Here is a 691-nt window from a genome sequence, read left to right as displayed (position 1 = left end):
TGATGCCGTTGGAGCCACTGGTGTCGGAGGATCTGTTAAGGTAACATCAATATCCGCAACGCTAGTACAACCAGCTTGAGTAATTGTTATATCATTATATGATCCTTGAGTTAATCCGCTAATTGTTCCTACATTACTCGATACTACCATCGTCAATGTACCTCCTGCATAGTTCACGGTATAACTATTATCTACTAAACCAGTAGTATTTAATACAATTTGTCCATCTGATCCGCTACAAGTTGTAGGACCGTTGCTACTTGCAAAAGTTAATGTTGGCGTTATCGGATCATTTAATATTATGCTTAAGCTATTACTTGTACAGCCTGAGTTAGTTACATTAATAGCAGTATAAGAACCTGCTCCTAAACTACTTATAGTTAATTGTCCGGAGCCATCACTAACAATAGTGGATACTACTGGAGCTCCGGCATTTAACACGTAACTTACATCATAACTTGTATTATTTGCTAAACCTGATAAGGTAATACTCCCTTCGGTACCCGAACATGTTATTGGGTCACTACTACTGTCAATCGCTATTACAGCAGTAGATGGATCACTCAAGGTAACATCTATATCTGTTGTACTTGTACAACCATTCTGAGTAACCGTAATATCATTATAAACACCCTGACTTAATCCACTTATCGTTCCTACATTTCCGACAACATCAAGTGTTAAATTACCC

Annotated in this window: 1 protein-coding gene; it reads right to left on the bottom strand. The window is 37.9% G+C overall.

All coding sequences use genetic code 11. From position 1 onward, the window contains the following. A partial coding sequence (locus AC1EUU_RS15430) for a hypothetical protein (protein WP_480202343.1) occupies positions 1-691 on the bottom strand: 691 nt, incomplete at both ends.

This window comes from Maritimimonas sp. 2205BS37-2, from assembly GCF_056591755.1.
This window is presented reverse-complemented; position numbering and strand designations above follow the sequence as displayed.